Here is a 13095-nt window from a genome sequence, read left to right as displayed (position 1 = left end):
GATCATGGCCCTGACACCGTCGACCCGCGCCCTGCTCCGGGTGCTGCCGTCGCTCCTGCTCGCGATCGCCGCCATCACGCTGCCGGCCGGGTACGCGCACGCCGCCACTCCGGTCACCGGGCGGATCGGCACGATGGAACCGGCCGATATCCGCACCACCGGGCCACATTCGGCGATCTCGGTATTGCTCGCCAACGATCATGTCCTCTTCCGCACGGGAATGCGGGCCGTGATCGGCGCCCAACCCGATATCCACTGCGTCGCGGAGGCGCCCGACACCCGCACCGCCATCACCGAAATCGCGCGGCTACGGCCCGATGTCGCAATCCTCGACCTGGACATGCCCGGACTCGGCGATACAACCGTCGTCGACACGGTGGCGGCGCTCAGCGGGCGCACCCGAATCCTGACTCTCGCCGCCGCCGAGACCGAGGAAAACCTCTATCGCGCACTGCGACTCGGCGCGAGCGGGTTCCTCACCAAGTCTCTGCCGTCCGAGGATCTGATCTCCGCCATCCGGACCGCCGCACACGGCGACACCCTGATCGACCCCCAGTTGACCCGCCGCCTGATCGGCCGGCTGACCGGCGGCTTCGAACCATTCACCGCCGCACCGGAAATCGACACGCTCACCACTCGTGAGCATCAGATCCTGCTACTGATGGCCAAGGCGCACACGAACCCCGAGATCGCTCGCGCGCTGGGCATCGGCGAGCAGACGGTCAAGACCCACGTATCGAATGTGCTGGCCAAGCTAGGCGTCCGCGATCGCGTGCACGCCGTCGTTTACGCCTACACGCGCGGCATCGTGCCTCGGGAACCCCAGGACGTCGTGTAAACCGTTGCGTATCAGTTCGGGTCGATCATGCGGCGGGCAGTGCCCTGGCCGTCGTCGTAGTACTCCGTCACGACGGTGGCGTCGATGATGTCGCCGTCCGGGTCGATGACCACATTGCGCGCGCCGAAGGGGCCGACTGCGGTGGCGACGCGGTTGAGGCGGCGGGCGGCGAAGGCCGCGACGGCCGGGCGCAGCAGGAAGCGGGTCGGCGGGGCGAGGGCCAGCAGGCCCACGAGCGAGGTGAGCAGGCCGGGGATGAACATGAGCACCGCGCCCACCGTCACCAGCGCGCCGTCGGCGACGGCGGTGGTGGGTTCGATCTCGCCGCGCGCAGCCTTACGGAAGCCTTCGAAGACACGCCGGCCCTGCGAGCGCACCAGGATCAGGCCGGCGGCCGAGCCCGCGATGAGCAGCAGGATGGTCGGGAACACGCCGATGAGGTTGCCGAACAGCACCAGGGTGGCGATTTCCGCGACGAAGTAGGCGAGGAACAACAGGGCAGGCATTGCACGATCCTTTCGATCGATCTACCTGGGTAACGCGGCGACTACCAGAATTTCTCCCGAATGAGGCATCTCTCACGGAAAACTCAGGCGCCGCGGTGCGGGCTCAGGCGCTGCCGGGGCGGACCAGGCCGGTTTCGTAGGCCAGCACCACGGCCTGCACGCGGTCGCGCAGGCCCAGTTTGGTGAGGACCCGGCCCACGTGGGTCTTGACGGTCGCCTCCGACAGGAACAGCTCACCGGCGATCTCGGCATTGGACCGGCCCGCCGCGATGTGCTCGAGCACCTCGCGTTCGCGGGCGGTGAGCACCTCCAGGACCGACGGATCGCGGCCCTCGGCCGGATCATCGGCGATGAGACGGTCCAGCAGGCGCTTGGTGACCTTCGGCGACACCACCGCGTCACCGGCCGCGACGCTGCGGATGGCGGAGATGAGGTCCTCGGGCGGGGTGTCCTTGAGCAGGAACCCGCTGGCTCCCGCGCGCAGCGCGCCCAGGGCGTGCTCGTCGAGGTCGAAGGTGGTCATGACGAGAACACGGCTGCCGCACCCGGATTCGATAATGGCGGCGGTGGCGGTGACGCCGTCGGTGACCGGCATGCGGACGTCCATGAGCACCACGTCGGGCCGCAGTTCGGTAGTGCGGGCGATGGCGGCCGCGCCATTGTCGGCCTCGCCGATCACCTCGATGTCCGGGTGCGCGCCGAGCACCATCTTCAATCCGGCGCGCATGAGTTCCTGGTCGTCGACTACGAGAACGGTGATCGGCACAGGGTCACCCTATCGGCCCGCGTCCAGTGGTTATTCGTCGGGAATTCGCCGCAGCGGGATGGTGGCGCGCACCGACCAGCCGCCGTCGGGGCGGCGGCCGGTGGACAGGGTGCCGCCCAGGACCGCCATGCGCTCGCGCATGCCGACCAGTCCGAGACCGCTGCCGGGGATGCGATTGTTCGGGCCGGGCGGATCGATGGTGCCCAGGCGGGCGACCGGCGCGCCGGAGTCCACTACTTCGATGAGGATGTCCTCCTCGCGGCGGGCCACCCGGACCTCGGCGCGCGGGTCCGGACCGGCGTGGCGCAGGGTATTGGTGAGCGATTCCTGCACGATGCGGTGGATGCCGAGGCTGACTTCGGGTGTGACGGCATCGATTTCGCCGGTGAGTTCCAGCGATACCTGCAATCCGGCGCTGCGCATCATATCGACGAGCTTGGCGATACCGGCGGTGCCGTGCTGCGGAAGTTCCTCGGGGGCGTGTTCGCTGCGCAGCAGTGCGACGGTGCGCCGCAGTTCGCGCAACGCCTCACGGCCGGTGCCCGCGATGGTGGTCATGGCCTTCTCGGCGGTGTCCGGATCGTGGCGCAGCGCGTAGCGTGCCCCGTCGGCCTGCACGATGATGACGCTCACCGCGTGCGCGACCACATCGTGCAGTTCGCGCGCGATGCGGGTGCGTTCGGCGGCGACGGCGTCGTGGGCGCGGCGTTCGCGGTCGTAGTCGGCGACGGCGAGGCGGGCGGCGACCTCGGTGTCGTAGGCGTGGCGGGCGCCGACGAATTCGGCGAAGGTCCAGCACAGCGCGTAGAACAGGACGGTGAAGGCGAGGTCGTTGCCGTCGGGCGTGTGGATCAGCCAGCGGGCCAGCACGCCGTCGACGATCAGCGCGACCACATAGGCGAGCCCCTCGCGGCGGCCCACATAGGCGACCAGGGTGTAGAGCATGATGCCCAGGCCCAGCAGCGCCGGATGCACCGATTCGTCGAGGAATCCCCAGTGCACGACGGTGGCGCAGGTGGAGATGAGGAACACCGCCAGGGCGGCGGCCCGGGGGTAGGTGCGGCGGAAGATGATCGGCAGCGGCAGCAGCACGCTGAACACCAAATAGGTGATCTTGGACTTGCTTTCGCCCATGGCGAGCACATCGATGGCGAGCAGAGCCAGCGCCAGCATCGAATCGGCGACCAGCGGCCTGTCCCGCAGCCACAAACTGAACCGGCGCACGCGACCAGCCTAGTGGGGCGCGGCACCACCGCCTGTCTCGCGGTCACACTGCCCTGTCTCGCGGTCACAAACCGGACCGGCGCACAAGCCCGCTCCAGCGAGGGGGCAATCGAGTTGCCCGGCGGGTGCTGGGTCTGGTTGGGTCGCCGGGTGGGTGTTGCGGACTGGGCGGTGTTGTTGGCGGCGGCGACGGCGGCCGGATGGGTCGATGCGGTGGTCGGCGGGGGTGGGCTCATCATTCTGCCGACGCTGTTCGTGGTGCTGCCGGGCGTGGCGCCCGCGACGGCGTTGGGCACCAACAAGCTGGCGGCCTTCTCCGGAACCAGTGCGGCGGTGGCCACTTTCGCGCGCAAGGTGCCGATGCGGTGGAAGGCGCTGCTGCCGGCGGCGGTGATCGCGGCCATTGCCGCGGGCTGCGGCTCGGCGGCGGTCTCGCTCATCGATCGGGAGCTGTTCATTCCGATCGTCATGGTGGTGCTGGTCGGGGTGGCGATCTTCGTGACCATGCGGCCGTCCATCGGGGTCACCATGGCCACGCATCCGCCGACCCGGCGCAAGGCGATCTATGTGATCGGCATCGCGGCCGGAGTCATCGGCCTCTACGACGGCCTGCTCGGGCCGGGCACCGGCACCTTCCTCATCATCACCTTCGCCACTCTGCTCGGCACCGAGTTCGTGCGCGCCGCCGCCATGGCGAAGGTGATCAACTGCGGCTCCAATCTCGGCTCGCTCATCTTCCTGGGCGCGACCGGGCACGTGCTGTGGGCGCTCGGCCTGGCCATGGCGGTGGCCAATATCGGCGGCTCGATCGTCGGATCCCGCATGGCGCTGGCCAAGGGCGCGGGCTTCGTGCGCATCGTGCTGCTGGTCGTGGTGGTGGCCATGGTGATCCGCTTGGGCTGGCAGCAATTCGGCTAGACCGGCCGCGAATCCGGTTACACCAGGGCGTCTTCGGGCCGGCCTAGCTCGTGGTCGGTCTCCCGGTGCCGCTGCTGCTCCGCGGCCGGCAGGTGATGGATGGGAATCGGGCGGATGCTCTCACCGCCCAGGCGACGGGGCAGCTCCGCCGAGTGGCACACGCCCGATTCCGGCGCGCGCCCGGGGAGTTCGGCGGCGTGACGGTTGAGCAGTTCGCTGGCGGGGCGGCCGGGCAGTTCGGCGGGGCGGCGCGCCTCGAGGGCGGCCTCGCGGGCCGCGTCGACAGCAGGCCGCGGCTGCGAAAGCCACGGCGCCAGCACCTTGTTGGTGGTCTCCTGAATACGGCGCTGCAGGGTCGCCGGATCCTCGACGCACTGGGGGTCCTGGAACAGGACGGTCAGCGCACCCGACACCGCGCCGACGACGGCACCCACCAGGGCGGCCGAACCGACCTCGTCGAGCTCCTCCGGAAACGCGACGCGCAACTGCTTGGCGATCTCCTGTTGCGCGGCCAGCTGCGCATGCGCCGCGCGCCCGCTCACCGCGGGCACGGTGCGCGACACCTGCGCGCGGACCACGGCGATCCGCGCGGCGAGGGTGTCGCCCAGGTGATCTCCGGGATTGTCGCCCGCGGCGCGCAGCGCCCGCAGCAGCACCTCCACCGGCCGCTCCCCCGGCCGGCGCGAGTCGATGGCGCGCACCGCCGAGGTCACTCGCTCGTCCGGTTGCGGAAACAGCAGTTCCTCTTTGGAGGCGAAGTAGTTGAAAAACGTTCTGGTGCCGACCTCGGCGGTCGCGGCGATATCGGCGACGGTCGTCGCCTCATAACCTCGTTCCTCGAACATTTCGACGGCGGCCTCGAGCAGGGCGCGGCGGGTACGTTCGCGTTTGCGGTCGCGGAGGGCGGATGGCGGCACGCGGGCAGACCCTACGGCATCAGCCCGGCGAAACGCGGCATATCCAGCACTTCTCGCGCGCCGTTTCACGGTGTGCCGGTTCACACTTCATGCAATGTTGCAGCGTGTGCAAGGTTGCACGGAATGTATTTCACTCGGAATGCGCGTGTTCGTCAGCCGCCCCCGCAGCAAGGCGAGGCTTGCAGCTCTCGCCTCGACTGGCTGTCGGCGGCGAGTCCGCGTCCAGCACCTAGGCAGGTGCAGGGGCCGTTGACTCGGCCCCGCGTTCCCACACCACCGCTGCCTTGGCGGCGATGTTGCGGGAAGCATTCTCGTCCGCGTGCGCAACGACACCACACGAACGGCAACGAAACTCAGCCTGGGAAACCCGGTTCTTCTTGTCCACATATCCGCACGCCGAGCACGTGCGGGAGGTGTCACGCGGGTCCACGAACACCACAGGCACACCGACCAAGCACGCCTTGTAGCCGACAAACGACCCAAGCTGGGCGAATGCCCACGTATGCACTGTGGCCCGTTGGGGCTTGCGAAGCCGTACCCGTTCACGGATACCGGTCAAATCTTCCAGACCGATACCGCGCCCGGTGCGTTGCGCCTCGACCACAATGCGCTTCGAGATCACATGATTCGTGTCGGTTGCCCGGCGGGTTTCCTTACGGCGCTGCCGTTTCAGCACCCGCTTGGCCGACTTCGTACCTTTCGCTTGCAGTTTGGTCCGCAGTCGGAGCTGACGTGCCCGATGCCGGTTCAACCCCCGCCCAGCGGCCCGGTAGCCACTGCTGGTGGTAGCGATATTGACGATCCCGAGGTCGACACCGATCCACCCCAGCGGAGTCACTGATTCGGCTTCGGGCACCTCGCAGGTCGCGTACAGAAACCACATACCGTCGCGGTGCACGAGGTCGCTCTCGCCCTGCCGGTACAGCTGGAGAATCTTCAGCTAGTCAGCCGAGCCGATGAATCGCAGATCCTTCAGCCGCCCATGAGTGGTCCAGATGGACACTGTGCCGGCGTCGTACTGCCAGGACAGGCACCGATCATCGAAGGGTTGCGCCGCACCGGCCCGAAACCGAATCGGCTCACCCGCCACCCGACGGTAGCGCTCACCGGTTTTCGGCCCATAGTTCCCAGCGTTCAAGTTTGCCGAACGAGTTTTGTAGGCATCGGCTACTTTTCGGATCACGTGCAGGGCTGGTTGCGCAGACAAGCCGAGCGCCTTCACGTCCGGGTAGTGGTCGCTTTGTAATGCGGAACGGCTGCGACGATCTTCGTTGGCTTGCGCTTGCTCGGAAAGCCAACAGGCGGCGGAGTTCGTAGTGGCAAGGGTGGTCTCGAGCGCGGCCGCTTGCCCGGCATCGGGGAGGAGCTTGACCTGCACGACCACCTTCACCGAACAACCATAGCGATGGACCGCCCCATCGAGGGAAGAATCGGTAGAGGCTACGCCGCCGCGAGGAGACGTTGCTGCCGTGTCGTGTTGAAGAGCGCGCGTGTCGCCCTCTAGCGTGGTGCGGGTGAGCATCGCAACCAAGGTCGTGGACGCCGAGTTCCGCGCACTGCCGCTGGCCGCGCTCGCCGACGCCGCCTTGAGTGCGGCGAAGGCGGCGGGGGCCGAGTATGCCGATCTGCGCGTGCATCGATTGGTGCAGCAGTCCATCAAGTTGCGCGACGGGCGTGTCGAATCGGTGCGCGACAGTACCGATCTCGGGTTCGCGGTGCGCGTGATCGTCGACGGCACCTGGGGATTCGCCTCGCATGCCGATCTCACCGTCGATGTGGCGGCCGAGGTCGCGCGGCGCGCGGTGACGGTGGCGACGACGCTGCGGGGGTTGAATCGCGAGCGCGTCGAGCTGGCGGCGGAGCCGCGCTACGACAATGTGGAGTGGGTGTCGGCCTATGCGGTCGATCCGTTCACGGTGCCGACGCCGGACAAAGTGGCGCTGCTGCTGGACTATTCGGAGCGGTTGCGCGCCGCCGACGGCGTCGACCATGTGACGGCGAGCGTCCTGCAGGCCAAGGAGCAGACCTTCTACGCCGATACCTTCGGCTCGCGCATCACCCAGCAGCGGGTGCGGTTGCAGCCGCAGCTCGAGGCCATCACCGTCGATCCGTCGGCGGGGGTGTTCGAGACCATGCGCACGCTCGCCGCACCGGCCGGGCGCGGCTGGGAGTATGTGACCGGCGCGGACGGAATCTGGGACTGGGCGGGCGAACTCGGGCAGATTCCGGCGCTGCTGGCGGAGAAGGTCAAGGCGCCGAGCGTGCAGGCCGGGCCGACCGATCTGGTGATCGATCCGAGCAATCTGTGGCTGACCATTCACGAGTCCATCGGCCACGCCACCGAGTACGACCGCGCCATCGGCTACGAATCCGCCTATGCGGGAACCTCCTTCGCCACCCCGGACCTGCTCGGCAAGCTGAAGTACGGCACGCCGATCATGCACGTGACCGGTGACCGCACCCAGGAGCACGGCCTGGCCAGCGTCGGCTACGACGACGAGGGCGTGGCCGGGCAGCAGTGGGATCTGGTGCGCGACGGCATTCTCGTCGGCTACCAGCTCGATCGGGTCTTCGCGCCGCGGCTGGGGCTGGAACGCTCCAACGGCTGCTCCTACGCCGATTCCGCGCATCACGTGCCCATCCAGCGCATGGCGAACGTGTCGCTGCAGCCGGATCGCGAAAACGACACCTCCACCGCGGAACTCATCTCGCGGGTGGAGGACGGCATCTACATCGTCGGCGACAAGTCCTGGTCGATCGATATGCAGCGCTACAACTTCCAGTTCACCGGCCAGCGGTTCTTCCGCATTCGCAACGGCGAACTCGCCGGGCAGCTGCGCGATGTCGCCTATCAGGCCACCACCACCGACTTCTGGGGCTCCATGGAGGCCGTGGGCGGACCGTCCACCTGGGTGCTCGGTGGCGCGTTCAACTGCGGTAAGGCGCAGCCCGGACAGGTCGCGGCGGTCTCGCACGGCTGCCCGTCGGTTCTGGTGCGCGGCATCAATATTCTCAATACTCGCGCCGAAGCCGGGCAGTGAGGAAGGACTACAGGTGAGTGTGCTCCCCGCCCCCGAGGTCGTCGAGACCGCGCTGCGCGCCTCGCGCGCCGATGAGGCCATGGTGATCGTCACCGACGCGCACGAGGCGTCGCTGCGCTGGGCCGGAAATTCCATGACCACCAATGGGTCCTCGGTCGCCCGGGACTGGGCGGTCATCTCGATCTTCCGGGAGGGCCCCAACACCGCGCGAGTCGGCAGCGTGAGCTCCACCAGCGTGGACCCGGCCGATATCGAGGCCGTGGTGCGCGCCAGCGAGGAGGCCGCCCGCACCGCCGAACCGGCCAAGGACGCCATGCCGCTGCTGGATCCGGACAGCCTCGACTCCGGCACCCTGGACTGGGTGCTCGACTGGGACGGCGCGCCGGCCACCACCGATATCGGCGTGTTCGCCGACCTGGCCCGCGATCTCGCGCCCGGCTTCGACGGCGCGGATCGGCTCTACGGGTTCGCCCATCACCAGATGCATTCCACCTGGCTGGGCACCTCCACCGGCATCCGGCGGCGCTGGGTGCAGCCCACCGGATCGGTGGAGATCAACGGCAAGCGCGGTACGGGCGCGGAGCTGGCCAGCGCGTGGGTCGGCACCGGCACCTACGACTTCCGCGATGTCGACGTGCCCGGCCTGCTGGCCGAACTCTCGCGGCGCCTGGACTGGAGCAAGCGGCGCGTCGACCTGCCCGCCGGCCGCTACGAAACGCTGCTGCCGCCCTCGGCCGTCGCCGATCTCATGATCTACATGGCCTGGACCATGGAGGGCCGCGGCGCGCACGAGGGCCACACCGCCTTCTCCCGCCCCGGCGGTACCCGAATCGGCGAGCGCCTCAACGACATTCCGCTCACCCTCTACTCCGATCCGAGCGCCACCGGCCTGGAATACCGCCCCTTCGTGGCCACCCCGTCCTCCTCGGAGGCGCTGTCGGTCTTCGACAACGGCCTCGGCGCCAGGCGCAGCGACTGGATCCGCGACGGCGTCATCGAATCCCTGGTCTATCCGCGCGCCACCGCCGCCGAATTCGACGCCCCCGTCACCCTTCCCGGCGAGAACCTGCTCATGACCGGCGGCACCGACGCCACCCTCGCCGACATGATCGCGAACACCGAACGCGGCCTGCTGCTCACCTGCCTCTGGTACATCCGCGAGGTCGACCCGGCCACCCTGCTGCTCACCGGCCTCACCCGCGACGGCGTGTACCTGGTCGAAAACGGCGAAGTCACCGGCGCGGTCAACAACTTCCGCTTCAACGAGAGCCCCCTGGACCTGCTCCGCCGCGTCTCGGAGGCGGGCCGGACCGAGATCACCCTGCCCCGCGAATGGAAGGACTGGTTCACCCGCACCGCCATGCCCCCGCTGCGGATCCCCGACTTCCACATGTCCTCGGTCAGCCAGGCCACCTGAGCGAACAGTTTCACGAACTCGGGCCGTCTCAACTCCCAGGAACCACTGAAGCCTGGAGGAGCAGCATGAGCAAGATAGTCGCGAGCGCGACCATGTCACTGGACGGCTATATCGCCGGCCCCGAGGAGACCGGCTTCGAGCACCTGTTCGCCTGGTACTCCACCGGCGAGACCGACTACCCGAGCGCCAACCCGGACGTCCCGTTCCGGATGACCGAAGGCGACGCCGCCTACCTGCGCGGCGTCGTCGACTCCGCGGGCGCGTTCGTGGTCGGCCGCCGACTGTTCGATATCACCAACGGCTGGAACGGCATCCACCCCCTCGACAAACCCATAGTCGTCGTCACCCACCGCGTCCCCGACCAATGGATCGCCGACCATCCGGACGCCCCGTTCACCTTCGCCGACGGCATCAAGGACGCAATCGACCTCGCGCGCGGGATCGCCGGCGAAAAGAACATCGCGGTCAACGGCGGCACCATCGCCCGCCAATGCCTGGAAGCCGGACTCCTCGACGAACTGTGGGTGGACCTCGCCCCGGTCCTGCTCGGCGACGGCGTCCCCCTGCTCGGCCACTTCGACGGCGCGCCCGTCCTACTGGACGGCCCCGAAATCGTCCCCGGCAACCGGGTCACCCACCTGCGCTACCGGGTCAGTTGATATCCCTCCGGTGGCCGGCCTCGCGCTGGCGGCCGCCCCGCTGGTCCCGGTCCGAACTGCGAGCGCCGGACCGACTCCGGTGATCCCGTCGGCCGCACCTCCGGCTGGGCGGCATCGATCCTGGGCGCACGTCGACCCGGCAGCCGCGCCGCTCTTCGCTGCCCGGCAAAAGCGATCATCGATCTGCCCGGCACCGGCGGGGCCACCGTGTCCACCGACGGCGGCAAGGTCAACCGGGCCACTGCGCCACGCGCGGCGCCCCTCCACCGCATCGATTCAGCCGATTCGCCCCGCCCGATGACCCGATCGGCCCTCGACGGTTGGCGGACGGATGATGATCAATCGATCTGTGCTCGCGGGTCGGCGTTCGGTTGCGGCCCCACCGGGGACGCCGGTATCAGCTGCAGGGCAATCGTTTCGCTGTCGGCGAACCGGTTGTCGGTGCGCGTGAACGCGCGCATGCTGGATTCACAGACGTAATCATGTAATCGGGATGGTGATCGTCGTGGACGACGACTCGGCCTCCTCGTCGACGGCGAAGCCGGAAGACGCCGCGCGGCGGCCGAATTCGGGTGACTTCGCCGGGCGCGACGGGGACTCACGCGGGACGGCGGAATCGGCCGCGGCCCACAATGTTTCCGATCCGTTCGACCATGGCGTGGGGGCCGCCGGGAACGGGCGGGGCGGGGACTCCCTGCCGCCGGAGATTCTGGGCGGGACCCCGGATGCGGCTGCGCTGGACTCGTATTCGCGCACCGTGATCGCGGTGGCCAGGTCGGTGACCCCGCATGTGGCCAGTGTGCAGACGCGGCGCGGCGGCGGGTCGGCGGTGGTGTTCACCGATGACGGGTTCCTGCTGACCAATGCGCATGTGGTGGGCTCGGCCGGAAATGGGGTGGTGGTGTTCGCCGACGGGGTGGAGTCCCGATTCGATGTGGTGGGGGTGGATCCGCTGTCGGATCTGGCGGTGCTGCGGGCGCGCGGGGGTGCTCCGGCGGCGGCCGTGCTCGGGGATGCGGATCGGCTCGCGGTCGGGCAGCTGGTGGTGGCAGTGGGGAGTCCGCTGGGGTTGGCGGGCTCGGTCACGGCGGGCGTGGTCAGTGCGCTGGGGCGGTCGGTGCCGGTCGGCAGCCGGCGCACCACCCGGGTGATCGAGGACGTGATCCAGACCGACGCCGCCCTCAATCCCGGCAATTCCGGTGGTGCGCTGGCCGATTCCGCCGGACGCGTGGTGGGGATCAATACCGCCGTCGCCGGAATCGGGCTCGGGCTGGCCATTCCCATCAATGCCACCACCCGGCGCATCATCAGCACACTGCTCAACGAGGGCCGCGTCCGGCGCGCCTACCTCGGCGTGGTCGGCGTCCCCGCTCCCCTGCCCGCCGCCGTCGCCGCCCGCACCGGGCAGGACGCGGGGCTGCGCATTGTCGAAGTCGTGCGCGGCGGGCCCGCCGAACGCGCGGGCCTGCGCCGCGGCGACCTCGTCCTGAGCGTCGCCCGCACCGAAGTCCGTGATGCGCAGGGCATTCAGCGCCAGCTGTTCGGCGACGCCATCGGCCGCTCACTGCCGGTGACAGTGCTGCGCAATGGCGCGATGGTGGACGTCATCGCCGTCCCCGTCGAACTCACCGTCGACTGACCACTCAGGACGCGGTGCGGCGGGCGTGCTCCTGTTCGGCGGGTTGCCAGTGTTCGGCGAGGTCGTCCAGGGGGACACCGAGGGCGCGGCTCAGGGCGACGACGGTGCCGAAGGCGGGGGTGGGCAGGCGGCCCGATTCGATCTTGCGCAGGGTTTCCGGGGAGATGCCGGCGTCGGCGGCGACCTCGGTGAGGTCGCGGTCGGCGCGGGCGGTGCGCAGCGCCCTGCCCAGCCGGCGACCGGCCTCCAGCTGGGCCGGGGTCAGTGGGAGTCGAACCATGCGGGTCAGCCTACGGTTGGTATTTAAATACCGCAACCCGCTATGGTTGGTATTAAAATACCGAACCGGAGGTTGTTGTCATGGTGGAACTCAAGACCGCGGCGGAGATCGAGCGCATGCGGGTCACGGGGCAGTTCATCGCCGGGGTGCTGGCGGAGCTGCGGGAGAAGGCGCAGATCGGGGTGAATCTGCTCGAATTGGAAGCCTGTGTGCGCGAACGCATCCGGGAACGCGGGGCGGTGTCGTGCTACTGGGACTACGCGCCGTCCTTCGGGCGCGGGCCCTTCCGCAACACCATCTGCCTGTCGGTGAACGACGCCGTGCTGCACGGGCTCCCGTTCGACTACCACCTGCGCGACGGCGACGTGCTGAGCATGGATCTGGCGGTGGGCATCGACGGCTGGGTCGCCGACTCCGCCACCACGGTCATCGTCGGCGCGGCCGCGCCCGAGGACGCCCGGCTGGTGCGCGCCACCGAACTCGCCCTCGAGGCCGCCATCGCCGCGGCCCAACCGGGTAACCGGATCGGCGATATCTCCGCCGCCATCGCCGAGGTCGCCCGCGCGCACGGCTACCCGGTGAACACCGAATTCGGCGGGCACGGCCTGGGCCGCACCATGCACGAGGATCCGCACGTGCCCAATGACGGCGCACCGGGTCGCGGCTTCCGGCTGAAGCCCGGCCTGACCATTGCCATCGAGCCGTGGTTCGCCCGCACCACCGCGCGCGTCGTCACCGATCCGGACGGCTGGACCATCCGTTCCGCCGACGGTTCCCGCACCGCCCATTCCGAGCACACCGTCGCCATCACCGCCACCGGCCCGCAGGTCCTCACCCGCGCCGCCTGAGCCGCTCACCACGGGATCCGCGCGACCGCCCGGCCCGGCCGC

General features: G+C 69.1%; 14 protein-coding genes. 7 read left to right on the top strand and 7 right to left on the bottom strand.

Going from position 1 to position 13095, the window contains the following annotated elements; genetic code table 11:
* Positions 1 to 4 precede the first annotated feature (4 nt).
* Positions 5 to 838: a LuxR C-terminal-related transcriptional regulator gene (locus ACFVIV_RS35640; protein WP_379204164.1), complete on the top strand. Its 834-nt coding sequence runs from the start codon at positions 5 to 7 to the stop codon at positions 836 to 838.
* Between the two features lie 11 nt (positions 839 to 849).
* Here ACFVIV_RS35640 and ACFVIV_RS35635 read toward each other — a convergent pair whose 3' ends face one another.
* From ACFVIV_RS35635 to ACFVIV_RS35625, 3 genes are all read right to left on the bottom strand, one after another.
* Positions 850 to 1344 carry an FxsA family protein gene (locus tag ACFVIV_RS35635; RefSeq protein ID WP_379204162.1) on the bottom strand — a complete coding sequence of 165 codons (495 nt, stop codon included), beginning with the start codon at positions 1342 to 1344 and terminating at the stop codon, positions 850 to 852.
* 103 nt (positions 1345 to 1447) lie between these two features.
* On the bottom strand, positions 1448 to 2110 hold the full coding sequence (locus tag ACFVIV_RS35630; protein WP_379204160.1) for a response regulator: 663 nt from the start codon (positions 2108 to 2110) through the stop codon (positions 1448 to 1450).
* 30 nt (positions 2111 to 2140) lie between these two features.
* Positions 2141 to 3334 (bottom strand): sensor histidine kinase, encoded by a 1194-nt coding sequence (locus ACFVIV_RS35625; RefSeq protein ID WP_379204158.1) that lies wholly within the window; start codon positions 3332 to 3334, stop codon positions 2141 to 2143.
* 150 nt (positions 3335 to 3484) lie between these two features.
* Here ACFVIV_RS35625 and ACFVIV_RS35620 point away from each other — a divergent pair, with 150 nt between their 5' ends.
* Positions 3485 to 4252, top strand: coding sequence for a TSUP family transporter (locus ACFVIV_RS35620; RefSeq protein ID WP_379204156.1), 768 nt, complete (start codon positions 3485 to 3487; stop codon positions 4250 to 4252).
* A 17-nt stretch (positions 4253 to 4269) separates the two neighbouring features.
* Here the strand turns inward: ACFVIV_RS35620 and ACFVIV_RS35615 are convergent, their stop codons facing one another.
* From ACFVIV_RS35615 to ACFVIV_RS35605, 3 genes are all read right to left on the bottom strand, one after another.
* Positions 4270 to 5169: a TetR/AcrR family transcriptional regulator gene (locus ACFVIV_RS35615; protein ID WP_379204154.1), complete on the bottom strand. Its 900-nt coding sequence runs from the start codon at positions 5167 to 5169 to the stop codon at positions 4270 to 4272.
* Between the two features lie 229 nt (positions 5170 to 5398).
* Positions 5399 to 6067: an RNA-guided endonuclease InsQ/TnpB family protein gene (locus ACFVIV_RS35610; RefSeq protein WP_379204152.1), complete on the bottom strand. Its 669-nt coding sequence runs from the start codon at positions 6065 to 6067 to the stop codon at positions 5399 to 5401.
* A gap of 42 nt (positions 6068 to 6109) precedes the next feature.
* Positions 6110 to 6559 carry a hypothetical protein gene (locus ACFVIV_RS35605; protein WP_379204150.1) on the bottom strand — a complete coding sequence of 150 codons (450 nt, stop codon included), beginning with the start codon at positions 6557 to 6559 and terminating at the stop codon, positions 6110 to 6112.
* 124 nt (positions 6560 to 6683) lie between these two features.
* On the opposite strand from ACFVIV_RS35605, the gene ACFVIV_RS35600 reads away from it, so the two are divergent.
* The 4 genes from ACFVIV_RS35600 (at position 6684) to ACFVIV_RS35585 (ending at position 11925) form a co-directional block, all read left to right on the top strand.
* Positions 6684 to 8210 (top strand): TldD/PmbA family protein, encoded by a 1527-nt coding sequence (locus ACFVIV_RS35600; protein WP_379204148.1) that lies wholly within the window; start codon positions 6684 to 6686, stop codon positions 8208 to 8210.
* 19 nt (positions 8211 to 8229) lie between these two features.
* Positions 8230 to 9627 (top strand): metallopeptidase TldD-related protein, encoded by a 1398-nt coding sequence (locus ACFVIV_RS35595; protein ID WP_379204191.1) that lies wholly within the window; start codon positions 8230 to 8232, stop codon positions 9625 to 9627.
* 65 nt (positions 9628 to 9692) lie between these two features.
* On the top strand, positions 9693 to 10286 hold the full coding sequence (locus ACFVIV_RS35590) for a dihydrofolate reductase family protein (RefSeq protein WP_379204146.1): 594 nt from the start codon (positions 9693 to 9695) through the stop codon (positions 10284 to 10286).
* Between the two features lie 709 nt (positions 10287 to 10995).
* The gene (locus ACFVIV_RS35585; protein WP_379204189.1) at positions 10996 to 11925 is read left to right on the top strand and encodes a S1C family serine protease; all 930 of its coding nucleotides are present in this window, start codon (positions 10996 to 10998) and stop codon (positions 11923 to 11925) included.
* Between the two features lie 4 nt (positions 11926 to 11929).
* Here the strand turns inward: ACFVIV_RS35585 and ACFVIV_RS35580 are convergent, their stop codons facing one another.
* The gene (locus ACFVIV_RS35580; protein ID WP_379204144.1) at positions 11930 to 12205 is read right to left on the bottom strand and encodes a helix-turn-helix transcriptional regulator; all 276 of its coding nucleotides are present in this window, start codon (positions 12203 to 12205) and stop codon (positions 11930 to 11932) included.
* A gap of 80 nt (positions 12206 to 12285) precedes the next feature.
* On the opposite strand from ACFVIV_RS35580, the gene map reads away from it, so the two are divergent.
* On the top strand, positions 12286 to 13053 hold the full coding sequence (gene map, locus ACFVIV_RS35575) for a type I methionyl aminopeptidase (RefSeq protein WP_379204142.1): 768 nt from the start codon (positions 12286 to 12288) through the stop codon (positions 13051 to 13053).
* Positions 13054 to 13095 lie beyond the last annotated feature (42 nt).

The sequence above is a fragment of the Nocardia sp. NPDC127526 genome (assembly GCF_042672265.1).
In the GTDB taxonomy this organism is placed as follows: domain Bacteria; phylum Actinomycetota; class Actinomycetes; order Mycobacteriales; family Mycobacteriaceae; genus Nocardia.
This window is presented reverse-complemented; position numbering and strand designations above follow the sequence as displayed.